Below are 23,976 nucleotides of genomic sequence, written 5' to 3' on the forward strand. Positions count from 1 at the left end.
GGCAAGGCTGGCACCATGTAGTCGTGACGGAACCAGGTAACCCCAAGCACACCGCGACGTTGCGGACGAACCAGGGCGACATCCGGATCACCCTCTTTCCGGACCATGCCCCGAAGACGGTGGACAACTTCGTCGGGCTGGCGACGGGCGGCAAGAACTACACGCAGCCCAACGCCAGCGGCGGTGACTCCGGCCCCTTCTACGACGGCTCGGTCTTCCACCGGGTGATCAGCGGCTTCATGATCCAGGGCGGTGACCCCACCGGCACCGGCCGGGGCGGCCCCGGCTACCAGTTCGCCGACGAGTTCCACCCCGACCTGCGCTTCGACCGCCCCTACCTGCTGGCGATGGCCAACGCCGGGCCCGGCACCAACGGATCTCAGTTCTTCATCACCGTGGGCCCCACGCCCCACCTGAACCGGCGGCACACCATCTTCGGTGAGGTGGCCGACGCCGAGTCCCGCGCGATCGTCGACGCGATCGCCACCACCAGCACGGACCGCTCCGACCGGCCGATCAACGAGGTCGTGATCGAGCGCGTCGAGATCTCGGACTGAACGAGCTGTGACCTACCCTGCCGGGCCGCCGTCGCCCCCGCCGTACCCCGGGAGCCAGCCGCCGGGAGCGCCGGCCGTCTGCGTACGGCACCCGGATCGCGTCACCGGACTGACCTGCACCCGCTGCGAGCGGCCGGCATGTCCGGAGTGCCTGCGCGAGGCATCGGTGGGCCACCAGTGCGTCGACTGCGTGGGCCGCGGGGTACGGCGTGGCCGTCGTGCCACCACGGTGGCGGGGGCCGAGCCGGGTGGGCGCCCGCTGGTGGTGCCCGCGCTGATCGGGATCAACACAGTCATCTTCATCTGGACCGTGGTGCAGGCCGGAAGCATCAACGGCAACACCGCGGCGTCGTTGTTCGGCGAGTGGGCCCTCGTTCCCGTGCTGGTGCAGAACGGCGAGTGGTGGCGGGTGCTCACCTCGGGCTTCCTGCACATCGGGCCGATCCACCTGCTGTTCAACATGATCGCGTTGTGGGTGCTCGGCCGGGACCTGGAGATCGTGCTCGGCCGTGGCAGGTTCCTGGCCGTGTACCTGATCTCCCTGCTCGGAGGCTCGGCCGCCGTGATGCTCTTCTCGGTGCCGAACCAAGCGGTGGCCGGTGCGTCCGGCGCCGTGTTCGGGCTGATGGGCGGGCTCGCCGTCGTCCTGCGCAGGCTCCGGGTGCCGGCGGGCCAGGTGGTCGGGCTGATCGTGGTCAACCTTGTGATCAGCGTGCTCATCCCGGGCATCTCGCTGCTGGGCCACCTCGGCGGACTCGTCGTCGGGGCCGTGGCCACGGCTGCCCTGGTCTACTCCCCTGCGCGCAACCGGACGGTGGTGCAGGCAGCGGCGCTCGGCGGGCTGACGATCGTGCTGCTGCTCCTGATCGCGGTCACCTCGCTCAGCTAGCAGCGGCCCGCATGACGACGGCGGGGCGGCCCCTCAGGGGCCGCCCCGCCGTGGCTCGTCGGGATGGGTCGATCAGGCGGGCGTACCGCAGCCGCAGCCGGTGGTGCAGCCGTCCGTGCCCCGCATCGGTGTCTTGGCGGCCATGCAGACTCCCTTCGTCGACTTCCGTGATCGTAAACAGATCCGGATACCCGATACGACCGCTCTTTCGGGGGGCGACGCGTCACAGGGCGTGCCTGCGCTGCGACGTGTGGGTGGTCATGGAGCCTGCTTCGGGCGATCAGGGTCTCAGCGCGAGTAGCTCCGGTGCCACGTCCTCCGGATCGGCGGCGAGCTCGAGGCGACCGAAGACGAGCAGGTGCTCATCTCCGTCCGTGGTGACGGTGTCGATCTCCAGCAACGAGGTGCGGCGGCCGAGCCTGCGCACATGCAGCACCCGCACGTTCTGTACGAGTGGCCACGGGTGGTGGCGGGTGCGGAACAGGCCGCTGACGGTGAGCCCGTCCGCATCGGCACGGAGGCGCGGGCGGGCCCGCGTACCGAAGAACGCCGCGATAGCCGCGCCGATCGCGGCGACGCCGGCCAGCAGCCGACCGGCCGGGTCGGAGCCGGAGATCGTCAGCGCCACGAACCATGCGGCGGCGGCGAGGGTGAGCAACCAGGCGAAGACGACGAGGCCGGGGGCCGGGCTCCACTCCTTGAATCGCTCACGCATGATCACTCAGAGTGAACTTATCCACAGCAGCAGTCCACATTGGGGATTGCTTACAGGGGTGTAATTTCGCAGGTCAGCGCCATCTCATCGTCATCAGCAGGCCGATCACGATGAGTGAGAAGCCGATGAAGAAGTTCCAGGGCCCGAGCGCCACCATGAACGAGATCGCGTCGCCGGCCAGGTAGTTGACCACGAGCCAGGCCAGGCCCACGAGCATCAGGCCGAGCATCACCACGACGTACACGGGGTGCGTCGGGCCGGCCACCTTCACCGGAGTGCGTCGCTCACTGGCAGGCGGTGTGTAGACCGCCTTCTTCCGGACCTTCGACTTCGGCATGTCTGACCTCGCGAGATGTTCGGGTGTGTCACCCAACGGTAGCGCGCGGTACACCTGAGCCTGCACAGCTGGCACCACGGCCAGGGAAATCAGGCGCTTGCGCTCACGGCCGCCGTCTCCGCGGTCAGTGCCTCCACCGTCGCCTCGGGGGCCGGATGACCCGACTCGGCCATCCAGTTGGCCAGCAGCCGATGGCCGCCCTCGGTCAGGACGGACTCGGGGTGGAACTGCACCCCGACGACCGGCAGCTCGCGGTGGCGCACGCCCATGATGACGCCGCCTTCGGTGCGCCCCGTGACCTCCAGCGCGGCCGGAAGCGAGTCGGGGCGGATCGAGAGCGAGTGGTACCGGGTGGCGACGAACGGATCGGGCAGCCCGGCGAACAGGGGGTCGCCAGAGTGGCGCACCAGCGACGTCTTGCCGTGCAACAGCTCCGGAGCGCGCTCGACGATCCCGCCCCACGCCACGCCGATCGCCTGGTGGCCCAGGCACACGCCGAGCACCGGGAGCCCACGGTCGGCGCTGCGCCGGATCACGTCGACGCTGGCACCCGCGCGTTCAGGTGTGCCGGGGCCGGGGCTGATCAGCACACCGTCGGCGGTGTCCAGCTCGTCGAGGTCGACCTCGTCGTTGCGCCGCACCGTGCAGTCGGCCCCGAGCTGGGCCAGATACTGCACGAGGTTGTAGACGAAGCTGTCGTAGTTGTCGATAACCAGCACGCGCATGTGCCCAGTGTTCCTGAGCACCCCGGCGCGCGTCGCGCTAGTTGTTGCCGAAGACACCGCCACTGCCGGGGGAGGAGAACCTCCCGCGCGAGATCGTGATGCTGTCGTCCGGCTCGGCCGTGGAGCCGGCCCGGATCGACTGCTTCACGATCACGCCGTCCTGGTCCTGGCTGTTCACATCGACGGTCTCCTGGTCGATGCTGCGGAAGCCTGCCCGGCGCAATGCGTCCACGGCGTCGGAAGCGGTCTCGCCGACGACGTTGGGCACCTGGATCTCGTTGCCGCGTGAGATCAGCAGGCCGATCTGAGAGCCGCGCGCCACCCGCGAGCCCGCCGGCGGGTTGGTGCCCGCCACCGAGCCCTCGTCGCCACCGCCGTCGACCTCTTGCTGCTGCCCGACGCGGAACCCGGCCTGGGTGAGCTGCTGCTCCGCGTCGTCGGGGTCGCGACCGGAGACGTCGGGCACCTGGACGGTGGTCTGCTCCGCTCCGACGACCACCGCGACCTGGCTGCGCCCGCGGGCATCCTCACCCGGACCCGGGGTGGACGAGATGATCTTCCCGACCTGGTTGGGGTCGTTGGTCTCCTTGGTGGTCTGCGAACCCATCTCGAGGCCACGGTCCTTGAGTAGGGCCGTGGCCTCCTCAACGGTCTTGCCCGTGAGCGCAGGCACCGACACCGTGTCGGGGCCGCGGCCGATCTGAAGGGTGACGCCGCTGCGTTCCGCGACCTCCGTGCCGACCGGTGGGTCGGTGGAGAGAACCTGATCGATCTGGCCGGCCTGCGACGGGACCTCGACCACCGAACTCACGCTGAGCCTCGCCGCAAGGATCTGGTTGCGGGCATCCTGCTGGCTCTGCCCGACCACGTTGGGGATCGCGACCTGCGGGGTGGGCGGCGGTGGGCTGAAGATCTGATAGGCCACGAACCCCACCAGGCCGAGCGCGACGAGCACCGCCACAACGATGCCGACGGTGCGGGCAGTGCTGCCGCGACGGGGCTCGTCGTCGTAGTAGTCGTCGTAGTCGATCGGAGCCGCCGGCGGCATCGTGTGCCGGCCGCCGCCGTTGAGCCGACGGGTGGGGCCGGTGGACGGGCCGGCGGCGAGCATCGCCGTGCGCTCGTCCTCGCTCATCACCAGGGGTGCCATCGGGCTCTGCCCGCTGCGCACGCGAACCAGGTCGGACCGCATCTCGGCGGCCGACTGGTAGCGGTTGAGCGGGTTCTTCGACAGCGCCTTGAGCACCACGGCGTCGAGTGCGGCGGGGACGCTCGGGTTGACCTCCGAAGGGCGCCGCGGATCCTCGCGCACGTGCTGGTAGGCCACGGCGACGGGCGTGTCGCCGGTGAAGGGCGGATCCCCCGTGAGCAGCTCGAACAGCACACAGCCTGCGGCGTAGACGTCGCTGCGGGCGTCGACGGCCTCGCCGCGCGCCTGCTCGGGCGACAGGTACTGGGCCGTGCCGATCACGGCAGCGGTCTGGGTGACGTTCTGGCCCTCGCCGAGCGCGCGGGCGATACCGAAGTCCATCACCTTCACCGCGCCGGCGCGGTTGATCATGATGTTGGCCGGCTTCACGTCGCGGTGGATGATGTTGTGGCGGTGGCTGAAGTCGAGGGCGGCGCACACGTCGGCCATCACCTCGATGACCCGCTGCTGGCTCATCGGCCCGGTGGTCTTGACGATCTCGCGGAGCGTCTGCCCGTCGACGTACTCCATGACGATGTAGGGCAGCGGGCCGGACTCGCCGGCCACCTCACCGGTGTCGTAGACGGCCACGATCGCCGGATGGTTGAGCGCGGCAGCGTTCTGCGCCTCACGACGGAAGCGCATCTGGAACTGAGGGTCGCGCGCGAGGTCTGCGCGGAGCACCTTGATGGCCACATCGCGACCCAGCCGGGTGTCGAGCCCGCGATGTACCTCGGACATGCCGCCGTAACCGAGCACCTCGCCCAGCTCATAGCGCTCGGACAACAGTCGGGGGGTGGTCATCGCTGCCGGTTCCTGGGAGTCATGTGTGATTCGGACATCATGCCGGGCCCGTTAGCCCGACGGGGTGCCTTGCGGGCCACTTGAGCGCCAGGCCGTCGATTTGACGGGTTCACCGGAGAATCTTCGGGTTGAACGCCAGGTCGGCCACCGTCGGTCCGGCCAGGACGCCCTCCCGGCTCGTCACCGTACCGGTCGAGCGGCCCAACGGGTCGGGATCCGGTAACTGTTGGTCGCGAAGGCCACGAAAGATGAAGATCCCGATCGTCACGGCGGCCATGGTGAGGAGCACGAACAGCACGAGCAGCAATGTCCGCCCAGAACGGGCCTTGGGCTGAAGCCGTAGTGGTTCGGTGCGAGGTGCAGGCCCAGGAGGTGGCGCGGAGGGCGACGGCGTGGGCCGCGTGGCCTTCGGGCGGCGCGCCGCCTTGGCCGGCTTGCGCGACTTGCGGTCCTGCCCGGACTTGGTCGTCGGGCTCGGTGTGGCGAGCGTGACGGCCGGCCGCGCGCGCGTCGGCGTGGAGGGCGATCTCGTGGTGATGACCGGCGTGGCGCCACTCACCGAGGCGGGCTCGGGCAGCGGCTCGCCGCGCCGGACGGCCCCGACGGCGAGCGCGAGCTCACCGCCGGTGCCGTAGCGCAGCTTCGGGTCCTTGACGAGCACCGACTCGATGAGCTCGCGCGCGGCTCGCGGAACCGTGGCGGGAAGCGGCGGCGGCTGCTCCCTGACCTGCATCATCGCCACCGCGACCGCGCTCTCCGCGCGGAACGGCCGGTGGCCGGCGAGGCACTCGTACCCGACGATTCCCAGCGAGTAGACGTCACCGGCGGGGCCTGCCTCGGAACCGCTGGCCTGCTCCGGCGCGATGTAGTGGGCGGTGCCCATCACCATCCCGGACCGGGTGACCGGCACGGCGTCGGCGGCCTTCGCGATGCCGAAGTCGGTGAGCTTCACGAGGCCGTCGTTGCGGACGAGGATGTTGCCGGGCTTCACGTCCCGGTGGACGAAACCCCGCTCGTGGGCCGCCTGCAGCGCCCACGCCGCCTCCTCGAGGAGGCGCAGCGTCTCGTCCGGCTCGATGGGGCCGCGCGAGATCAGCGTGGACAGCGGCTCGCCGCGCACCAGCTCCATCACCAGGTACGCGGTGCGCCGGCCGTTCGGCCCGTCGTCCTCGCCGTAGTCGTGCACCGCGGCGATGCCGGTGTGGTCGAGCGACGCGACGGTGCGGGCCTCGATGCGGAAGCGGTGCAGGAACTCCGGGTCGTCGGAGAGCTCCGGGCGCAGCACCTTGACGGCGACGCTGCGGCCCAAGCGGGTGTCGGACGCCTCCCAGACCTCACCCATCCCGCCGACGGCGATGCGGCGGTCGAGCTGGTAACGGTCGGCGATCTTCTGCCCGGCGGCGAGAACCGTCACAGATGCTCCTCGCGGGCGGTCGTCGGCGAAGTAGGGCCGGAGGGCGCCCCATGGGTCGGGACGACCGCCGACATGGTGACGTATGCGTACCCACATCGCCTCATTGCCCACCCCCGAGCGCGGCGCGGATCACAGCACGGCCGATCGGGGCGGCGACAGCACCGCCGGTGGCTGCCAGGTCGTTCCGGTCGCCGCCGGACTCCACCAGCACGGCCACCGCAACCTGGGGGTTGTCGGCAGGCGCGAACCCGACGTACCAGACGTGCGGCGGCGTGTTCTTGGGATCGTTGCCGTGCTCCGCCGTGCCGGTCTTGGCCGCGATCTGCACTCCGGTGATCTTGCCCGCGCCCGAGTAACTGTTCTCGTTGTTGACCATGAGCTCGGTGAGCGTGCGCGCCACCGACGGATCGATCGCGCGCCCGAGCCGGTCCGGCTCCGTGGTCGCGACGGGGTCGAGCTCCTGGCTCTGGACTTCCTTGACCAGGTAGGGGGCCATGACCTGGCCACCGTTGGCGATGGTGGCCACGATCATCGCGTTCTGCAGCGGGGTGAGCGCCACGTCCCGCTGCCCGATCGAGGACTGCTGCAGCGCGGCCGTGTCGGGGATATCGCCGATCGTGGACGGCGCCACCTGCATCGGGACCGAGAGGCTCTGACCGATCCCGAACGCGTTGGCCTGGTCGCGGATGGCCTGCTCGCCCAGGTCGGCGCCCAACTGGGCGAAGGCGGTGTTGCAGGAACGCTGGAGTGCGTCGCGCAGGCTTGCCGTCGCCGCCGTGCCGCACGCGTTGCCGTTGAAGTTCTCCAGCGTGGTGTTGGTGCCCTGCAGCGTGATCCGCGGCGCCGCGGTGAGCTGGCTGTCGGGCGTGAAGCGACCGCTGCTGAGCGCCGCGGCGGTGTCGATGAGCTTGAACGTGGAGCCCGGCGGATAGGTCTCGGAGATCGCCCGGTTGATGAGGGGCGACGGTTCGGCGTTGTTGTCGGCCTTCCAGGCCGAGGTCTGCTGATCCGAGTTGTGGCTCGCCAGCGGGTTCGGATCGAACGACGGGGTGGAGGCCATGGCGAGGATCTCGCCGGTCTGCGGGCGGATCGCCACCACGGCGCCGGTGTAGCCCTTGCGCTCCAGCTGGTCGTAGGCGGTTTGCTGGACGTTGGGATCGATCGTGAGCACGACGTTGCCGCCACTCGGGTCGCGGCCGGTGATCAGGTCGGAGAGCCTGCGGCCGAACAGCCGGTCGTCGCTGCCGTTGAGCACGGAGTCGGACGCACGCTCGATGCCGCTCGAGCCGAAGATGACCGAGTAGTAGCCGGTGACGGGCGCGTAGACCGGCCCGTCGGCGTACTGGCGCTGGTAGCGCAGCCGATCGTCGGTCTCGACACTGCTGGCGAGGATCTGCCCGTTGGCCTGGATCTGACCGCGCTTGCGGGAGTACTCGGCGAGCAGCACGCGCTGGTTGCGCGGGTCGTTGCGGTAGTCGCCTGCCTTGACCACCTGCACGTACGTCAGGTTGGACATCAGCAGCAGGATCATCACCATCACCGCGATGGCGACGCGGCGGACGGGAGTGTTCATCGCGGACGCTCCACCAGCTCGGTGCCGGCCTCCGCGATGGGCGGTAGCGGGGTGGCCGGGCGGCGGGGCAGCGGTGCCCGTGCGGCGTGGGAGATCCTCAGCAGGAGCGCCACCAGCGCGTAGTTGGCGACGAGCGAGGACCCTCCGTAGGACAGGAAGGGCAGGGTCAGGCCGGTCAGCGGGATGAGCTTCGACGCCCCGCCGATGACGATGAAGATCTGCAGCGCGAGCGCGAACGCCAGGCCGGTGGCGAGCAGCTTGCCGAAGCTGTCGCGCACGGCGAGCGCGCTGCGCAGCCCCCGGGTGATCAGCACGAGGTAGACCACGAGGATCGCGGCCAGCCCGATGAGCCCCAGCTCCTCACCCAGCGAGGAGAGCATGAAGTCGCTCTCCGCGAACGGCACGAGATCGGGACGGCCCGCGCCGAGACCCGTGCCACCGACCCCGCCCGTGCCGAGGCTGAACAACGCCTGCCCGATCTGGAACCCGGTGTTGTTGAAGTCGGCGAAGGGGTCCATCCAGACCTGCACGCGCACGCGGACGTGGCCGAACAGCTGGTAGGCGATCACGCACCCGGCGAAGAAGAACGCCAGGCCGATGAGCATCCACGACACGCGTTCGGTGGTCACGTAGAGCAGCACCAGCAGGATGCCGAAGAACAGCAGCGACGTGCCGAGGTCGCGCTCGAGCACGAGCACGCCCACCGACAGGCCCCATGCGAGCAGCAGCGGAGCGAGGTCGCGGGCGCGCGGCAGTTCCATGCCGACGAACCGGCGTCCTGCCGTGGTGAACAGATCGCGCTTCTGCACGAGGAACGCCGCGAAGAAGACGATCAACAGGATCTTGGCGAACTCACCGGGCTGGATGCCGACCGGACCGATCCTGATCCACAGCTTCGCCCCGTTGACCTCGGAGATCGACGACGGCAGCAGCCCGGGCAGCGCCAGCAGCACGATGCCGACGAACCCCGCGGTGTAGCCGTAGCGCGACAGCGTGCGGTGGTCGCGCACGATCCACAGGACGGCCACGAAGAGCGCGAGACCGACGGCGGTCCAGGCGATCTGCCGGCCGATGAGCTCCGTGGGTGCGCTCCTGCCCAGCGCGAGCGCCTGGTCGATCTCGGCCAGGTCGAGCCGATGGATCATCACCAGACCCAGCCCGTTGAGCAGCGCCACGCAGGGCAGGATCAGCGGGTCGGCGTACGGGGCGAACTTGCGCACCGCGAAGTGCGCGATCGTGAACAACCCCAGGTAGGCGAGGCCGACGAACACCAGCACCCGGGTGAGTTCCTGCTCCTGGTTCGCCTCGACCAGCACGAGCGCACTCGTCACGAGTACCGCCGCGAACGCCAACAGCACGAGCTCGATGCCGCGACCGGTGGGCAGCGGCGCCGGGGTGGGCGGCGCCGCGTCGGTACGCAGGTCGGGTGCTGCCATCAGCTCACCGACCGGCAGGTTGTTCCCGGTTCGGGTGCCGGTGTCGGCAGCGGGGTGGTGTCGACGGGTGGCGGAGCCGGCGGGACGGGTGCCAGACCCGGACCTGCCGCAACGGGCGGCGCGGGAGGGGGCGGAGGGGGCGGAGGGGGTGCGGGCGGCGGGCAGGGCTCCAGCATCCGGGAACGCAGGCGGTCGACGACGCCACGTGCGCCGGGGAGCCCGTCCAGGGCGGTGATCCCGGCGCGGACCGAGCTGCGGTCCGCCTCGGGCAGGTCGTCGAGCTTGATGTCGGTGTGCTCGGCCACATGGTGTAGGGGAAAACCGAGCACCTCCCCGCGCACTCCCTGGAAGATCGAGACCAGCTGCGCGTCCGCACTCACGTAGTACTGCTGTAGCACCCACATACGGGCTAACACGGCCCCGCCGACGAGTACGGCGACCACCGTGACGAGGCCCACCACGAGCCGTACGCGGGAGCGACGCGGCGGCGCCTTCGTGGTGGCCAGCACGCGCTGGGGTGCGACGCGGGTGAGAGTGGTGGCCGACGCGCGCGCGGCTGCGGAGTCGGGCGGTGGGCCGTCCTCGGTGCCGTCACCCACCGACCCGCCGATGATCGGGGCGTCCTCCCCGAACTCGATGTCGACGACGTCGGCGACGATGCAGGTGATGTTGTCCGGGCCGCCTCCGCGTAGCGCCAGCTCGATCATGCGATCGGCGCACTCGCGCGGGTCGCGATAGGCCTGCAGGGTGTCGGCCAGCGTCTCGTCGCTCACCACGCCCGACAGCCCGTCGGAGCAGAGCAGGTAGCGATCGCCGGCACGGGCTTCGCGGATCGTGAGCGACGGGTCGACGTCCTGACCGGTGATGGCGCGCAGCAGCAGCGAGCGCTGCGGGTGCGTGTGCGCCTCCTCCTCGGTGATCCGGCCCTCGTCGATGAGCGACTGGACGAACGTGTCGTCCTTGGTGATCTGGGTGAAGACACCTTCGCGCAGCTGGTAGGCGCGCGAGTCGCCGATGTGCACCAGGCCGAGGCGCGATCCCGCGAACAGGATGGCCGTCAGGGTGGTGCCCATGCCGTCGAGGTCGGGCGCGTCGGCGACGTGCCGGGTGATCGCGGCGTTGCCTTCGACGGTGGCGTCGCGCAGCTCGGCGAGCAGGTCGTCGCCGGGGTCGTCCTCGTCGAGGGGAGCCAGAGCGGAGATCACCAGCGACGACGCGACCTCGCCCGCGGCGTGTCCGCCCATGCCGTCGGCGAGCGCCAGCAGACGGGGTCCGGCGTAGACGGCGTCCTGGTTGTTCTGCCGGACGAGCCCGCGGTCGCTGCGGGCGGAGTAGCGCAGGACAAGCGTCATCTCAGCGCTCCGCCAATACGTTCAGGGCAGATCGACCGGCGAGGCGCACCCCGGTCGGACACCGGAGTGTGCGGGTGCAGCGTGGGCCGGCTCATGACCGAAGCTCGATCACCGTCTTGCCGATGCGGACAGGGACTCCCAGGGGGACCCGGGTAGGTCCGGTGACCTTAGCCCGATCAAGGTAGGTGCCGTTCGTCGACCCGAGGTCTTCGACGTACCACTCCTCTCCCTGCATGGCGATGCGCGCATGCCGGGTGGACGCGTAGTCGTCGTCGAGCACCAGCGTCGAGTCGTCGGCCCGGCCGATGAGGATCGGCCGGGAGTCCAGCGACACGCGCGTTCCCGCCAGCGCTCCCTGCGTCACGAGCAGCTGGCGGGCCGTGCGTCCACGCCCGGTCCGGGTGATGGTCCGCCCGCCGGGGACCAGGGCCCGTAGGCCGGACGCGGCGTACAGATCGGAGCGCACCACCCGGAGCGCGACCAGCACGAACAGCCAGAGGAGGGCGAGGAAGCCCGCCCTGGTCAGCTGCAGCACCAACTCCGGCACTCGCGGCGAACTCCGTTCTCTCCGGTTTGCTGTTTCTCGAGCTCGTCGCGGTTACTGCGTGCGGAAGATGAGGCTCGAGTGTCCGACCCGGATGACGTCGCCGTCGTTGAGCTGCCAGGTCTGGACGGGGTTGCCGTTGACAGTGGTTCCGTTGGTGGAACCGAGGTCGGTCAGTGTGGCGGACTGACCATCCCAGTTGATCTCCAGGTGTCGACGCGACACGCCGGTGTCGGGCAGCCGGAACGCTGAGTCCTGCCCGCGTCCGATGACGTGGCTGCCCTGGGTGAGGTCGTAGGTGCGACCCGAGCCGTCGTCCAGGCTGAGCGAGGCCGACAGACCCTGCTGGCCGTAGCCGCCGTAGCCGCCGCCCTGCTGGCCGTAGCCGCCCTGGTCGTAGCCGCCGTCGTAGCCCTGCTCGTACTGCTGCTGCTGGCCGTAGCCGCCCTGCTGCTGGTAGCCGCCCTGCTGGTAGCCGGGGTCATAACCCGGCTGCTGCTGGCCGCCGTATCCGGGCTGCGCGTAGCCCTGCTGGCCGTAGCCGCCCTGGTCGTAACCACCCTGCGGGGGATAGCCGGCGCCACCGGGCTGCTGGCCGTAGCCGCCCTGGTCGTAGCCGCCCTGCTGGGGGCCGCCGTAGCCGCCGCCCTGCTGCGGGTAACCACCACCGGGCTGCTGGCCGTAGCCGCCCTGCTGGGGGTGACCGCCCTGCTGCGGGTAGCCCGGCTGCTGCCCGTAGCCGGGCTGCGGCTGCTGCTCGCCTTGGTCGTAGCCCCCCTGGCGCTGGTCGTAGGCGGGCGGGGCGTAGGTCTGCTGCCCGTATCCGCCGGGGGCACCACGGTCGTAGCCGTACTGCCCGTTCTCCTCGGGGTGGCCCGGTTGCTGGCTCATGGGTGCTTCTCCTGCGTCGCGTGCTCGGATGGCGTCCCGGCGGGAAGCGTCGGGGTCCACTGACGAGCGGGTGCGGAACTGTCCCGTGTGCAGCGCATCGGAGCGCTCCAGAAAGACTACGACGTCGCCGTAGGTGTCCCATCCCTGGTCGGCGAGTTGTTCGGTGACAGAGGCGGACAGCGAGTTCACGATCTCCGCTCGGTCGCCGGCCATGCGATCGAGATCGGAAGGGCTGAGCAGCACAGTGAACCGGTTGGGCGCCAGCAGGCGCCCTCCAGCGAGCTCCTCGATATGGCCTTCGGCTTCCCTGAGCAGCGCTTGCACAACTTCTTGGGGAACGACGCTGCCACCGAAGACCCGCGCGAAGGCATCGCCCACCAGTCCCTGGAGACGGCGTTCGAACCTGTCTACGCGGCCCACCCGATCTTCCTCCGTTCGCATCGGCGTGTTGCTGGCAGCGCAGATCGTATCTGTGCTAGCCAGCGGCGCCACGACCCCCGACCCGGGCCCCTGATCAGACCCCTCGGAGGGCGTGCTAGTTTCAGTTCTGCCAGGGCGAGTGGCGGAATGGCAGACGCGCACGGTTCAGGTCCGTGTGTCCGTAAGGACGTGAGGGTTCAACTCCCTCCTCGCCCACAACACCTCCTTCATACCCGTCGTACCGCCGGCCGGTCCGGATGGTCGGCCAGCACCAGAAGGTCCGCCGATCCCTCTGGATCACGTTCGGCGGAGTACCGGGTGTAAGCCGGAAGTGTCCACCGCTCCTCGTCAGTGATCACGCGTGCCAGAGCCGCAGGGTTCATCCGTAGGTGCACGCTCATGTCGAGCGGCAGCCCGCGCCCGAGTAGCAAGGCGCCCGCGAGCACCACCACGCCGTCCGGCGGGAGCTGGGTGTACCCGTCCCGGTAAGCACGGTCAGCAGCGGCGTCCCACAGCCGCGACAGCACCCGTCCCGAGCCCTCCGGGGCGGCGGGGTCCAGCACCTCGCGACGCAACCCACCCACGTCCAGCCAGCCGTCGAGGAACTCGTCGGGATCCTCGCGGCCGTACTCCAGCCGCACGGATGCGGGCCGCAGGAAATCGTCGGCCGACACCACCACCACTGCCCGGCCGAGCTCGCGCAACCGGACGGCCACCCGCTCGGCCAACACGACGGGCCGGGCCGGGGGCGGTCCATCGAGAGCGAGCCGAACCCGTCCGGGCCGGCCCGCGACGAGCTGCGCCACCTCCTCGACGAGCACGTCGGGGCTGACCGGAGTGATCTGCACCTGTCGATGTTCCCCGAGCAGACGGGACAGCGCACCCTGTGGGCCCCTGAAGAGCGCCCTGCCGCCGACCGTCGCCTTCAGCCGACCCCCAGGCGTTCACCCAGGTCTGCCGGCGAAATCGTCGCCTCGGTGTCGACCACGACCTTCGGATCCGGGGAATCGATACTCGGCGTAACGGCTGAGATCGCGCCTGACGCGCTGTCAGCCGACATGGTGCTCAGCCAAGCGGGAAGCCGCACCATCGCGTCTCGGGAGTAGTTGGCGGGCATCTCGGGGTACACCGCTCGACGGGACTGCAGCGCAACAGCATCAGGTTGCCGATGCGTGTTCCCGGCCGCAGGAAGACCGCTCGTGAAAGGTGCGAGACGATCTCCAGGGTGAGGATGGCGCCGCCTTCGATGTCCGACCCGTAGCCGGGGCTGACCTGGTGGGAGAGAACCACGCTGATGCCGAGCCGGCCGCAGACGTCGAGATCGCCCGGCACCCGACGCGGTCACAGCTCGTCGTGCTGCTCGTGGTGACGGAGCCCGGCTGCTGAGCGGGCAGCCAGGCAGGTGCAGTGCGCCCAGGCCGTGCCGGTACGCGGCCTGGGCTTCCACCAACTACTGGCGGTAGCCCTCCACGACGTCCCCCGACCGCTCCTGGGCCTGGTCGGGGTCGAGGCCGGCGCGGCGACGGGCGTCACGCTGGCGCAGCAGGTCCCAGTACCGGTCCAGCTGCACGCCGAGCTCTTCCATGCGTTTCTGCTCGGAGTCCGAGAGCGCCTGCCCGACGTGGGCGCGCTCCAGCCGGTGCTCCTCGGCAACCAGCTCGTCGATCCGGTGGTGCAGGTCGTCGTCGTTCATCAGGTGGTCCCCGTCCATGGATGAGGTGCGCGTGACGCACGTTCTACCCGACACTGGTGCCCGTGACAGCGGGGCACACCACCGGGTCCTCGATCACCCGGGCGCTCCGGGTCGTCGAGGCGGTCGCCGCCGCGGGCGATGGCGTCACGGCCAAGGCCATCGCCCGGCGCCTCGGTGCCCCGCTCCCCACCGTCTACCGCGCACTCGGCACGCTCGTCGAGGAGGGTTACCTCGTCCGGCTGCACGACGTGCGCGGCTACGGCCTCGGCTACCGCGTTGCGGAGCTGCACCGCGGCCTCACCGAGCAGGTCCGCCCGCCCGCGCCCGTGCGGGCCGTGCTCCACGAGGTGCACGCCACCACGGGGGCCGCGGCGTATCTCGCCGTGTTCCGCGACGTCGACGTCGTGGTGGCGCACATCGACGACTGCACCGACCACCCGCGCCCCGCGCCGATGCGCGTCGGCGAGCCGACCGAGCCGCACGCCATCGCCGCGGGGAAGGTGATGCTGGCCGACATGCGGCCCGGACGGCTGGCGGAGCTCATCGGCCGCCGCGGGATGCCTCGGCTCGCCCCGCAGACGGTGGGCGATCGCAGGGCCTTGGACCGCGAGCTGATGCGGATCCGGTCCGACGGCGCCGCCGTGGAGGTGGAGGAGTACCAGCCCGGTGTGGCCGGGGTCGCCGCCCCCGTCCGCGGCCCCGGAGGTGAGGTCACCGCGGCGCTCGGCGTGTCGGTCACGCGTGCGGACTTCACCGACCGGCGGTGGGAGCTCGAACGGGTGGTGCGCCACGCGGCCGCCCGGGTGGCGGCCGCCGCGCCACGTCCCGAGTGAGATGGGTCAGCGCAGCGCGGCGACGTACTGGTCGAGGTAGGGCAGCACCACGTCGGTGTCACCGTCCGGCAGCAGGAACAGCACGCGGTGGATGCCGGCGCGCTCTGCGGCCTCCAGCACCAGCTTGTCGACGTCGCCTGCGAACAGCGTGACCGTGATGTCCTCGCGTCCCGCGTCGCCGGCCCGGCTGCGCAGCTCGGCGAGCCGTGGCGCGAGCGCCTCGACCTGGTCGGGCGTGGCGCCGCGCGGGAGCCAGGCGTCGCCGTGCTCCAACACCCGGTCGAGCACCGTCGGGCCTTCACCGCCGATCAGGATCGGAGGCGCGCTCGCCGGCTTGGGCCACGACCAGATCGGGTCGAAGTCGACGAAGCGGCCGTGGAACTCGGCCTCGTCGTTCTCCCAGATCTCCCGCATGGCCGCGATGTGCTCCAGCATCCGGGCTGTGCGGGTGCTCGGGTCGATGCCGTGGTTGGCCATCTCCTCACGGTTCCATCCGGGCCCCACCCCGAGCTCGAACCGGCCGTTCGCGATCCGGTCCACGCTCGCGACGGTCTTCGCCAGCCCGATCGGGTTGTGCTGCAGCACCAGCGACACGGCCGTGCCCAGCGCGATCCGCTCGGTCACGGTCGCCATCGCTGCGAGCGCGACGAACGGGTCGAGCGTGTGCGAGTAGCGCCGCGGCAGCTCGGCACCGCCGTGCCACGCCGATTGCCGGCTGGTCGGGATGTGGGTGTGCTCGCAGAGGAAGACGGCATCGAGGCCGCGCTCCTCGACGGCGCTGGCCAGCGTCGGGCCGTCGATGCCGTAGTCGGTCAGGAAGGTGACAACGCCATGCTCCATCTCACAAGCGTTACACGCGGCGCTGTAAAGCCCTCTTCCATCATGTGGAATGTCACGGTCCGGGGAAGGTCATCTCGGCGATACATTGCTGACCATGCATCGACGCAGTGAGCCGCCGTTCCGCGCCGACCACGTCGGGAGCTTGCTTCGCCCCAAGGCCCTGCTCGAGGCGCGGGAACGCTTCGCCACTGGTGCCCTTGACGCCGACGGGCTGCGTGAGGTCGAGGACACCGCCATCCGCGACGCCGTGGCCATGCAGGAGGAGATCGGCCTACAGGCGGCCACCGACGGCGAGTACCGCCGCACGTCGTGGCACATGGACTTCATCTACCAGCTCGGCGGCATCACGAAGACCGACGAGCAGATCCGTGTGCGGATGATCAACGCGGAGGGCGAGGGGGCGTTCACCTCGGCAGGGCTCGCCGTCACCGGCAAGGTGCGGCTCGAGCGCCCGATCTTCGCCGATGCCTATCGCTTCCTGGCGGAGCAGACCACCACGGCCGTTCCGAAGCTGACGATCCCGTCGCCGAGCATGGTCCACTACCGCGGCGGCACGGCGGCGATCGACAAGGGCGCCTACCCGGACGTCGAGGAGTTCTGGGCGGACCTCTCCACCGCCTACGCCGACGAGGTGCGTGCCCTCGCGGAGCTCGGCTGCCGCTACCTCCAGCTGGACGACACCAGCCTCGCGTACCTCAACGACCCCGCGCAGCGCGCGGAGATGACCGCCAAGGGCGAGGACGCCGACCACCAGCACCTGCGTTACATCAAGCAGATCAACGCGGCCATCGCGGGGCGACCGGCCGACATGAAGATCACCACGCACATGTGCCGCGGCAACTTCCGCTCGTCCTGGGCGGCGGAGGGCGGCTACGACTTCGTGGCCGAGGCGCTGTTCGGCGAGCTCGACGTCGACGGCTTCTTCTGCGAGTTCGACGACGAGCGCTCGGGCGGGTTCGCGCCCCTGCGGTTCGTGCCGCCGGGCAAGCAGGTGGTGCTCGGGCTCGTCACCACCAAGACCGGCAAGCTCGAGAACGCCGACGACCTCAAGCGCCGCATCGACGAGGCGGCGAAGTACGTGCCGCTCGAGCAGCTCTGCCTGTCCCCGCAGTGCGGCTTCTCCTCCACGGTGGAGGGCAACGCCATCACGCAGGAGGAGCAGGTGGCGAAGCTGCGCCTGATCGTCCAGGTGGCGCAGGACGTCTGGGGCTGATCGAGGGCGCTGGTCACGCGCCGAGGCGCTCGGCGAGCTCCGTCAGCGAATCCACGGTGAGGTCCGCTGCCGGGTCCGTGGCCGGAGGCGGCGGGGCCTCGTCGCCGCTTTCGCGCGGCCGGTGCACGTACGCCGTGCGCAGGCCGGCCGCGCGAGCGGCAGCCAGGTCGTCGATGTGGGCGGCGACCATGAGCACCTGCTCGGGCGGCAGTCCCAGCAACTGCGCCGCGCCGAGGTACGCCTCGGCGTCGGGTTTGTAGTGCCGGAAGAGCTCGGCAGAGAGCACGGTGTCCCACGGCAGGCCGCCGTGCTTGGCCATGTCGACGAGGAGCGCGACGTTCCCGTTCGAGAGCGTCGCGATCACGTGCTGTCGCTTCAGGCGCGTCAGACCCTCCACGGAGTCGGGCCAGGGATCGAGCCGGTGCCAGGCGAGCACCAGCTCAGCACGCACGTCGGAGGGGGTGTCCGGCGCCCAGAACTCGGTGAGCAGCTCGTCGAGGGAAGTCCGATGCAGCTCGTCGAGGTTCGTCCAGGGCAGTTCCCCGCGGCGCACCCGGTTCATGGACGGGACGTAGCGCCCGCGCCAGGCGTCGGCGAATGCCTCGGCGTCCACGACGTCACCGAGCAGCCGGCTCGCCTCGCGTGCCACCCCGGTGCGCCAGTCGACGACGGTGCCGAACACATCGAACACAAGAGCGTGAACGTCCACGGAGCGAGACTATGGCCCGGCGCGGCCGAGCCGGGTGCTGTCGGTGCGGACGCGCCGACACTAGGGTCGCCACGGTGGACGACGGGCCCAGAGGGTGGGCCCGGCCGTTGTACGAGCGGGCGCTCGACGCGGCCGGGGCCGGTCCCGGCACCACGCTGCTGGAGCTCGGCTGCGGATCCGGCGGCTTCGCGCTGGCGGCCGTCGAGCGGGGCGCGCTCGTCACAGGGATCGACTCCGACCGCTCGGCCGTTTCGGCCGCGGCAGCAGCGGTGCCTGGGGCCGAGTTCCGGTTCGGCGACGCCCACAACCCGCCGCCAGGTCCGTTCGACGTCGTCGCCGCCGTGCAGTTGCTCTCACACGTCACCAACCCCGTACTTGTGCTGCGGAGGGCTGCGTCGGTCGGCACCACGGTCGTGGTCACGGTGTGGGGACGTGACGAGGAGTGCGACGTTCGCGCGTTCGGCGAGGCCCTGGCCCACTGGCTACCACCGCGCCGCGCCGCGGGTGGTCCGCCTCCGCTGACCGACCCCGACCGGCTGCGGAAGCTCGTCGCGCTGGCCGGCCTGCAGGTCGCTGCGCTGCACGAGGTGGTGTGCCCCTTCGACTACGCCGATGTCGACGAGCTGGTCGCTCCCGTCCTCGGCTCGGCGATCGGACGGCGATCGGCAGCGGCCGCCGGCCCCGACGCGGTCCGCCGGGCCCTCCTCGATCGGCTCGCGCGCCACCGCCGGGCCGACGGCGGATATCGGCTCGAGAATCTGTTCCGGGTCTATACGGTAATGCCCTGAAACGGCCATCAACGACCTTACCGGAGTTTTGCCGTTATTCGGTCTCCGGTGCGGGGCCGACGTGCCGGAAGTCGCGTTTTCCGGCCTGCCGGCCGCGCTCCGTGGATAGCTCCGGAGATTTCCTGCAAATATTGTCGGCCAAGGGGGCCGGCGATGAGGAGAAAAAGCGTGCTGAGCAGGAGTGTGATCGATTCTGCCCCGTGGTCGGACTACGATCCTTACAGCGACGAAGCCCTTCTGGATCCATGGTCCGGGTACCGGGAACTACGCGATGCGGGTCCTGCCGTCTGGCTGCCCGAGTACGAGATGTTCGCGCTCGCTCGATACGAATCCGTCCGGCGGGCGCTCGAGGACTGGGAGACCTTTCCGTCGCGCTTCGGCGTGATGATGAACGACGATATGAACGAGGTTCTGCGCGGGAACACGCTGTGCACCGACGGTCCCGAACACAGCGCGCTGCGGGACGTGCTCATCCGCCCGTTGATGCCCCGTGCCCTGCGAGATGCGCGGGAGCAGATCACAGCGGAAGCCGAGAGCGTGGTGGATCGGCTGGTGGCGCAGGGCACCTTCGACGCGGCGTCCGAACTGGCGAACCATCTTCCGGTGACCGTCGTCTCCAAGCTGATCGGGCTTCCGGAGGCGGGCCGGGAACGGATGCTGGTGTGGGCCGAGGAGATGTTCAACTGCTTCGGCCCGATGAACGACCGGACGACCCGTTCCTTCCCGGTCCTCAAGGAGTTGATGGGGTACGCCACCAACGAGGCCGTGCCCGGCAAGGTGAAGCACGGCAGCTGGGCCGCGGGAATTCACGACGCGGTCGAACGGGGCGAGGTGCCCGCCGAGGCGTGCCCGGTCTTGATGATCGACTACATGGGTCCGAGCCTGGACACCACGATCTTCGCCATCAGCAGCGCGGTGTACCTGTTCGCCACGAATCCGGACCAGTGGGACCTGGTGCGCGAGAACCCGCGGTTGATGGCGAGCGCGATGAGCGAGGTGCTGCGGATGGAATCGCCGATCCAGGATTTCTCTCGCTATGTGGCGCGCGACGTCGACATGGATGGTGTGGTGCTGCCCGAGGGTTCCCGGGCCATCGTGTTCTACGGATCGGGCAACCGCGACGAGCGCAAGTACCCGGATCCCGACCGGTTCGACGTGCGGCGCCGCCCTGGCGACCACCTCGCGTTCGGGGCGGGCCCGCACGCGTGCGTCGGCATGAACCTCGCCCGTATGGAGATGCTCGCGCTGTTCACCGCACTGGCCGAGCGGGTGCAGCGGTTCGAGATCCTGGAGGCCGAGCCTGTCCTGCACAACATCCTCCGCGGCTTCCGGACGCTGCGGGTGAAGGTGAGCTGACCTTCCGCCACCCGCGACCCGCGGGGAGTTGCGGGTGGAGGCGGGACGAGAGCGGGGTGACCCCCCGACGTCGCACGTCGGTGGTGTCACCCCGCTGCACCGCTCGCTTGCCGGCCCACCGTCGGCTAGCGCATTGCGTCGGCGTACCTCGTCTTGAGCAGGCTCTTGCAGTACTCGCCGTTGGTCTCGATCCCGATCCGCTGCAGCCGCGCCCGACGCAGGTGCAGCGGCACCTCGGCGGTGGTGACCCGGCTACCGTCGGCGTGGACGAGCAGCGGCGCATCGTCGCCGTGCGCCATCCCGATCGCCGCGCGCCGCTCCCGGAGCCGGTCCAGCTCCGGTGACGGCGGCACCGAGCCGAGGGTCAGCTCCGCGAGCTCGTCGGGACCGGCACCGGCGTCGACCAGCGGCCGGGCGACGCGGTCCTGGCCTGCGAGCGCGGCCTTGCGGAGGAACTGTGCACGCAGCTCGTCGAGCTCCGCGCCTGCCTCCTCCCCGAACGACCCGACGAACCCCGCTTGGGCGGCCACCCCGCTGTTGATCTCCGCTGAGGCGTGGTGGTCGGCCAGCGTCACGTCGGCCCGCGCAACCCCCGGCACCGCGGAGACGGCGTCGAAGGCGTCGGCGACCATCAGGAACGAGAAGTTCGGCGCGCAGAAGAAGGTGGGCAACCGCAGGACGACGGTCGCCACGACTTCGGCAGCGCCGGTGGCGCCGCTCTCGGAGACGGTGCACGACTCGACGAAGTCGAGATCCGTGATGGGCTCGTCCAGCTCCGGGTCGAGCACCGTCCCCAGCGCGGCCCACACCGCGTCCCGAAGCTCGGAACCGGGTGGGCTCTGCATCACGCCTGCGCCCCCGCGGCGTCCTTGACGAGCTCCTCGCCCGGCTGGAGGTCGGCTCCCGCCGTGGTGCGGATCTGGAGCTCCTCGGGAACCGGGATGTCGTAGAGCTTCGCCGCGTTGAGCCCGAGGATCTTCTTCTTCGTCTCCGTGGTGAGCTTCGCGTAGTCGGTGAATGCCTCGTCGTCCGGCATCTGCCAGTCGACGAACCCTTCGACCTGCCACTTCGGTACCCAGATGTTGTAGTCGCCGCCGAAGAGCATCTTGTCCTCGCCGACCCAGAACATGAGTTCACCGATGACCTTGGCGAAGAACTTCGGCCGGGCGTGCATCAGGCCGCCGATCACCACGGACAGACCCGCGTAGACATTGGGCTCCTGCACCGCCATGAAGCAGAAGTCCTCGATACGCGGCAGGCCCACGTGCTCCACGATGAAGTTCAGATCGGTGAAGTCGGTGGCGGTCTGGTCCACGTCGGCGACGTCGAACGCGTCCTTGTTCAGCGGCCAGATCGTGGGGCCCTTGTGAACGTGGATGTTCTTGATGCCGAGCTCCTGGCACTTCTCCAGGAACCGATACGACTCGGGGTCGGTGAGCTTCCAGCCCCGGGAGGCGCCGTTCCACTCCGCCGTGTAGAGCTTCACGCCCTTGAGGTTGTACTTCGCGGCGTCGGCTTCGAGTTCGGCCATGCCGGCGTCGCCGTCGCGCGGGTCGAACCGGCCGTTCACGATGAGCCGGTCACCCCACCGTTCGAGCAGCTCGGCATTCTTCGCCGCGGTGTTGAAGCCGGTGGTGTACCACTCCTTGAGGTACGTCGACTGGAAGATCGCGTAGTCGACGTGCCCCTCGGTGAACATGTCGCGCTCGAAGTCCTCGGGCGTGACCTTCAGGTACTTCTCGTAGTCCCAGTGGGTCTCGGGCGGCCCGAGCTGGTGGTAGCCGTAGAAGCAGTCGATCCAACCCTTCGCGTACTCCTCGGCTCCCGGCTTCCAGTTCTCCCGGCTCGCATCCCAGAAATGGCTGTGTGAATCGACGATGAAGTATTTCTCGCCGTCCTTCTCGTACATGTGGTGGCCTCTTTCGCGTCGGTGCGGAACCAGCTGGAAATCGGTACTACGGGACGAGAATCGCGCGGCCGCGTACCTGGCCGGCGTCGAGATCGTGGAGGGCGTCGAGAGCGGCGTCGAGGGGGTACTGCTTGGTGTGCAGCGTGACCTTTCCGGCCTGCGCCAGCACCATCAGCTCGGCCAGGTCGTTGTAGGTGCCGACGATGTTTCCGATGATGTTCTTCTCGCCGGCCACGAAGTCGAGGGTCGGAATTCGCAACTCACCGCCGTAACCGATGATGTACTGCGAACCGGCGGGCGCGGTCATCTGCCACGCGTCGTTCTCGGCGCCCTGCTCTGCCACGAAGTCGAACACGACGTCCGCGCCCTTGCCGCCGGTGAGGTCCTTGACCGCCTCGACGTGGTTGCCGTCGGCCTGCACGGTCTCGTCCGCGCCGATCTGCTTGGCCAGTGCCAGCGCGTCGGGGTTGCGGTCGACCACGACGATGCGGGTGGCGGTGAGGGCCGCCAGCGCCTGGATGCCGATGTGACCGAGCCCGCCCGCGCCCTGCACCACGGCCGTCGTGCCCGGGTAGAGGGACGGGACGGCCTTGCGTACGGCGTGGTAGGCGGTGATGCCGGCGTCGGCGAGCGCGGCGACGTCGGCGGGGTTCGTGTCGGGGTTGAGCTTCACGCATGCCCGGGCGGTGGTGCGCAGGTACTCGGCCATGCCTCCGTCGTTGTTGGACAGACCGGGGAAGAACGCGTTCTCGCACTGCATGTCCCGCCCCGCCCGACAGGCCAGGCACAGCCCGCAGGAGGGCTGCGGGTGCAGGATCACCGTGTCGCCGACGGCGACGTTCGTGACGCCCTCGCCCACCTCGTGCACCCAGCCCGCGTTCTCGTGGCCGATGACGTAGGGAAGCTCGGGGTTCATGGCCTCTGCCCACTGACCCTCGAGGATGTGCAGGTCGGTGCGGCAGACCCCGGCACCACCGATCTTCACGATCACGTCGAGCGGTCCCGCGAGCTTCGGTTCGGGGATGTCGTCGATCGACGGATCGACGTGGTACTCGTGTACCCGGACGGCCTTCACCGGCATACCTCCGTGGGGTGTCTGTCCTCGAATCCAGCCCGCATCTCGATTCCAATCCGGGGTAGTGGCCGTCACAACCACCCCTATTCCACGGAGCGATAAAACGGACACCTCGGACGTGGTTGGGCGCCCGGATGACCGGGTTGACCTGGGGTGGAGGCGACGGGGCACCTCGCTCGGCGTGCCGTCGAACACCCACTGTCCGGTGGGGCTACTGGTGAGTAGGGTCATCGCCGTGGCGACGGACACGAGCTGGGTCGGCCAGGCGATGGTGCAGACGGTCCCGTGGGTCCGCAGCATGGGCCTGGAGTTCGGAGAGGTCACGCCGGAGCGGGCCGTGGTGTGCCTTCCGGACGACGCGGAAGTGCACAACCACGTGGGCGGACCCCACGCTGCGATGATCTTCGGGTTGGGCGAGACCGCGTCCGGTGCGATCACGATGGCGGCATTCGGCTCCGTCCTGGAGCGCGCGACGCCGCTCGTCGTCAGCAGCGAGGTCCGATACCTGCGGCTGGCCCGCGGCCCGCTCACCGCCACGGCCGTGCTCGGGCGTTCCGCGGCCGACGTCCTCGCCGAACTCGACGCCGGCACGCGGCCGGAGTTCACGGTCTCCGTCGTGGTCACCGACGCCGACGACCGCGAGACCACACACCTGTCCGTGGTCTGGACCTTGCGCCCGAACCGGAACCACGCCTAGGGGCCGAACGGGGAGGC

25 protein-coding genes and 1 tRNA gene are annotated in these 23,976 nt (G+C 69.9%); 8 read left to right on the forward strand and 18 right to left on the reverse strand.

Features of this window, described 5'->3' with window-relative positions; genetic code table 11:
• The first annotated feature begins 23 nt into the window (after positions 1–23).
• Positions 24–557 carry a peptidylprolyl isomerase gene (locus ABD743_RS08465; protein WP_344720447.1) on the forward strand — a complete coding sequence of 178 codons (534 nt, stop codon included), beginning with the start codon at positions 24–26 and terminating at the stop codon, positions 555–557.
• Positions 558–564: 7 nt separating this feature from the next.
• Positions 565–1,446 carry a rhomboid family intramembrane serine protease gene (locus ABD743_RS08470; protein ID WP_344720448.1) on the forward strand — a complete coding sequence of 294 codons (882 nt, stop codon included), beginning with the start codon at positions 565–567 and terminating at the stop codon, positions 1,444–1,446.
• A 280-nt stretch (positions 1,447–1,726) separates the two neighbouring features.
• Here ABD743_RS08470 and ABD743_RS08475 read toward each other — a convergent pair whose 3' ends face one another.
• From ABD743_RS08475 to ABD743_RS08520, 10 genes are all read right to left on the reverse strand, one after another.
• Positions 1,727–2,161, reverse strand: coding sequence for a PH domain-containing protein (locus tag ABD743_RS08475; protein WP_344720450.1), 435 nt, complete (start codon positions 2,159–2,161; stop codon positions 1,727–1,729).
• A 73-nt stretch (positions 2,162–2,234) separates the two neighbouring features.
• A complete protein-coding gene (crgA, locus tag ABD743_RS08480) occupies positions 2,235–2,498 on the reverse strand; it encodes a cell division protein CrgA (protein WP_344720451.1) in 264 nt (87 codons plus the stop codon).
• An 89-nt stretch (positions 2,499–2,587) separates the two neighbouring features.
• Positions 2,588–3,223: an aminodeoxychorismate/anthranilate synthase component II gene (locus tag ABD743_RS08485; RefSeq protein ID WP_344720453.1), complete on the reverse strand. Its 636-nt coding sequence runs from the start codon at positions 3,221–3,223 to the stop codon at positions 2,588–2,590.
• A gap of 37 nt (positions 3,224–3,260) precedes the next feature.
• Positions 3,261–5,216 carry a Stk1 family PASTA domain-containing Ser/Thr kinase gene (gene pknB / locus ABD743_RS08490; RefSeq protein WP_344720455.1) on the reverse strand — a complete coding sequence of 652 codons (1,956 nt, stop codon included), beginning with the start codon at positions 5,214–5,216 and terminating at the stop codon, positions 3,261–3,263.
• 109 nt (positions 5,217–5,325) lie between these two features.
• Complete coding sequence (locus tag ABD743_RS08495) at positions 5,326–6,630, reverse strand: serine/threonine-protein kinase (protein WP_344720456.1); 1,305 nt, start codon at positions 6,628–6,630, stop codon at positions 5,326–5,328.
• A gap of 100 nt (positions 6,631–6,730) precedes the next feature.
• Complete coding sequence (locus ABD743_RS08500; protein ID WP_344720458.1) at positions 6,731–8,203, reverse strand: peptidoglycan D,D-transpeptidase FtsI family protein; 1,473 nt, start codon at positions 8,201–8,203, stop codon at positions 6,731–6,733.
• Positions 8,200–9,639: an FtsW/RodA/SpoVE family cell cycle protein gene (locus tag ABD743_RS08505; protein ID WP_344720460.1), complete on the reverse strand. Its 1,440-nt coding sequence runs from the start codon at positions 9,637–9,639 to the stop codon at positions 8,200–8,202. Before ABD743_RS08505 ends, ABD743_RS08500 begins: the two co-directional genes overlap by 4 nt.
• A complete protein-coding gene (locus ABD743_RS08510; protein WP_344720462.1) occupies positions 9,639–10,991 on the reverse strand; it encodes a PP2C family protein-serine/threonine phosphatase in 1,353 nt (450 codons plus the stop codon). The genes ABD743_RS08505 and ABD743_RS08510 overlap by 1 nt, the downstream gene beginning before the upstream one ends.
• A 91-nt stretch (positions 10,992–11,082) precedes the next feature.
• Positions 11,083–11,538: an FHA domain-containing protein FhaB/FipA gene (locus ABD743_RS08515; RefSeq protein WP_241041579.1), complete on the reverse strand. Its 456-nt coding sequence runs from the start codon at positions 11,536–11,538 to the stop codon at positions 11,083–11,085.
• Between the two features lie 51 nt (positions 11,539–11,589).
• Entirely contained in the window at positions 11,590–12,846 is a 1,257-nt protein-coding gene (locus ABD743_RS08520; protein ID WP_344720464.1) for an FHA domain-containing protein, read from the reverse strand.
• A 133-nt stretch (positions 12,847–12,979) separates the two neighbouring features.
• On the opposite strand from ABD743_RS08520, the gene ABD743_RS08525 reads away from it, so the two are divergent.
• Positions 12,980–13,062, forward strand: a tRNA-Leu gene (locus ABD743_RS08525).
• A gap of 11 nt (positions 13,063–13,073) precedes the next feature.
• Here ABD743_RS08525 and ABD743_RS08530 read toward each other — a convergent pair.
• The 3 genes from ABD743_RS08530 to ABD743_RS08540 all read right to left on the reverse strand — a co-directional run bounded on the left by ABD743_RS08530 (position 13,074) and on the right by ABD743_RS08540 (position 14,539).
• Positions 13,074–13,694 carry a nucleoside/nucleotide kinase family protein gene (locus tag ABD743_RS08530; RefSeq protein WP_344720466.1) on the reverse strand — a complete coding sequence of 207 codons (621 nt, stop codon included), beginning with the start codon at positions 13,692–13,694 and terminating at the stop codon, positions 13,074–13,076.
• 77 nt (positions 13,695–13,771) lie between these two features.
• The gene (locus ABD743_RS08535; protein ID WP_344720468.1) at positions 13,772–13,975 is read right to left on the reverse strand and encodes a hypothetical protein; all 204 of its coding nucleotides are present in this window, start codon (positions 13,973–13,975) and stop codon (positions 13,772–13,774) included.
• A 321-nt stretch (positions 13,976–14,296) separates the two neighbouring features.
• The gene (locus ABD743_RS08540) at positions 14,297–14,539 is read right to left on the reverse strand and encodes a DUF2630 family protein (protein ID WP_344720470.1); all 243 of its coding nucleotides are present in this window, start codon (positions 14,537–14,539) and stop codon (positions 14,297–14,299) included.
• 62 nt (positions 14,540–14,601) lie between these two features.
• On the opposite strand from ABD743_RS08540, the gene ABD743_RS08545 reads away from it, so the two are divergent.
• Positions 14,602–15,372 (forward strand): IclR family transcriptional regulator, encoded by a 771-nt coding sequence (locus ABD743_RS08545; protein ID WP_344720472.1) that lies wholly within the window; start codon positions 14,602–14,604, stop codon positions 15,370–15,372.
• A gap of 6 nt (positions 15,373–15,378) precedes the next feature.
• Here ABD743_RS08545 and ABD743_RS08550 read toward each other — a convergent pair whose 3' ends face one another.
• Positions 15,379–16,212: an LLM class F420-dependent oxidoreductase gene (locus ABD743_RS08550; protein WP_344720474.1), complete on the reverse strand. Its 834-nt coding sequence runs from the start codon at positions 16,210–16,212 to the stop codon at positions 15,379–15,381.
• A 94-nt stretch (positions 16,213–16,306) separates the two neighbouring features.
• On the opposite strand from ABD743_RS08550, the gene ABD743_RS08555 reads away from it, so the two are divergent.
• Entirely contained in the window at positions 16,307–17,425 is a 1,119-nt protein-coding gene (locus ABD743_RS08555) for a 5-methyltetrahydropteroyltriglutamate--homocysteine S-methyltransferase (RefSeq protein WP_344720476.1), read from the forward strand.
• A gap of 13 nt (positions 17,426–17,438) precedes the next feature.
• Here ABD743_RS08555 and ABD743_RS08560 read toward each other — a convergent pair whose 3' ends face one another.
• Complete coding sequence (locus ABD743_RS08560; protein WP_344720478.1) at positions 17,439–18,134, reverse strand: haloacid dehalogenase type II; 696 nt, start codon at positions 18,132–18,134, stop codon at positions 17,439–17,441.
• A 74-nt stretch (positions 18,135–18,208) separates the two neighbouring features.
• Here ABD743_RS08560 and ABD743_RS08565 point away from each other — a divergent pair, with 74 nt between their 5' ends.
• On the forward strand, positions 18,209–18,922 hold the full coding sequence (locus tag ABD743_RS08565; protein WP_344720480.1) for a class I SAM-dependent methyltransferase: 714 nt from the start codon (positions 18,209–18,211) through the stop codon (positions 18,920–18,922).
• 168 nt (positions 18,923–19,090) lie between these two features.
• Entirely contained in the window at positions 19,091–20,278 is a 1,188-nt protein-coding gene (locus tag ABD743_RS08570; protein WP_344720481.1) for a cytochrome P450, read from the forward strand.
• 125 nt (positions 20,279–20,403) lie between these two features.
• Here the strand turns inward: ABD743_RS08570 and ABD743_RS08575 are convergent, their stop codons facing one another.
• The 3 genes from ABD743_RS08575 to ABD743_RS08585 are packed head-to-tail and all read right to left on the reverse strand — an operon-like array spanning position 20,404 to position 23,262.
• The gene (locus tag ABD743_RS08575) at positions 20,404–21,123 is read right to left on the reverse strand and encodes an iron-sulfur cluster assembly protein (RefSeq protein ID WP_344720482.1); all 720 of its coding nucleotides are present in this window, start codon (positions 21,121–21,123) and stop codon (positions 20,404–20,406) included.
• Positions 21,123–22,187: an amidohydrolase family protein gene (locus ABD743_RS08580; protein WP_344720483.1), complete on the reverse strand. Its 1,065-nt coding sequence runs from the start codon at positions 22,185–22,187 to the stop codon at positions 21,123–21,125. Before ABD743_RS08580 ends, ABD743_RS08575 begins: the two co-directional genes overlap by 1 nt.
• Before the next feature lie 46 nt (positions 22,188–22,233).
• Complete coding sequence (locus tag ABD743_RS08585) at positions 22,234–23,262, reverse strand: NAD(P)-dependent alcohol dehydrogenase (RefSeq protein ID WP_344720484.1); 1,029 nt, start codon at positions 23,260–23,262, stop codon at positions 22,234–22,236.
• Between the two features lie 235 nt (positions 23,263–23,497).
• Here ABD743_RS08585 and ABD743_RS08590 point away from each other — a divergent pair, with 235 nt between their 5' ends.
• Positions 23,498–23,959, forward strand: coding sequence for a DUF4442 domain-containing protein (locus ABD743_RS08590; protein ID WP_344720485.1), 462 nt, complete (start codon positions 23,498–23,500; stop codon positions 23,957–23,959).
• Positions 23,960–23,976 lie beyond the last annotated feature (17 nt).

The sequence above is a fragment of the Pseudonocardia yunnanensis genome (genome assembly GCF_039534065.1).
GTDB classification, from domain to species: domain Bacteria; phylum Actinomycetota; class Actinomycetes; order Mycobacteriales; family Pseudonocardiaceae; genus Pseudonocardia; species Pseudonocardia yunnanensis.

Coding starts and splice junctions, on each gene's coding strand:
- ABD743_RS08555 (WP_344720476.1), top strand. CDS start 16,307: ATGCATCGACGCAGTGAGCCGCCGTTCCGCGCCGACCACGTCGGGAGC.
- ABD743_RS08540 (WP_344720470.1), bottom strand. CDS start 14,539: ATGAACGACGACGACCTGCACCACCGGATCGACGAGCTGGTTGCCGAG.
- ABD743_RS08475 (WP_344720450.1), bottom strand. CDS start 2,161: ATGCGTGAGCGATTCAAGGAGTGGAGCCCGGCCCCCGGCCTCGTCGTC.
- ABD743_RS08580 (WP_344720483.1), bottom strand. CDS start 22,187: ATGTACGAGAAGGACGGCGAGAAATACTTCATCGTCGATTCACACAGC.
- pknB (WP_344720455.1), bottom strand. CDS start 5,216: ATGACCACCCCCCGACTGTTGTCCGAGCGCTATGAGCTGGGCGAGGTG.
- ABD743_RS08510 (WP_344720462.1), bottom strand. CDS start 10,991: ATGACGCTTGTCCTGCGCTACTCCGCCCGCAGCGACCGCGGGCTCGTC.
- ABD743_RS08485 (WP_344720453.1), bottom strand. CDS start 3,223: ATGCGCGTGCTGGTTATCGACAACTACGACAGCTTCGTCTACAACCTC.
- ABD743_RS08505 (WP_344720460.1), bottom strand. CDS start 9,639: ATGGCAGCACCCGACCTGCGTACCGACGCGGCGCCGCCCACCCCGGCG.
- crgA (WP_344720451.1), bottom strand. CDS start 2,498: ATGCCGAAGTCGAAGGTCCGGAAGAAGGCGGTCTACACACCGCCTGCC.
- ABD743_RS08500 (WP_344720458.1), bottom strand. CDS start 8,203: ATGAACACTCCCGTCCGCCGCGTCGCCATCGCGGTGATGGTGATGATC.
- ABD743_RS08550 (WP_344720474.1), bottom strand. CDS start 16,212: ATGGAGCATGGCGTTGTCACCTTCCTGACCGACTACGGCATCGACGGC.
- ABD743_RS08575 (WP_344720482.1), bottom strand. CDS start 21,123: ATGCAGAGCCCACCCGGTTCCGAGCTTCGGGACGCGGTGTGGGCCGCG.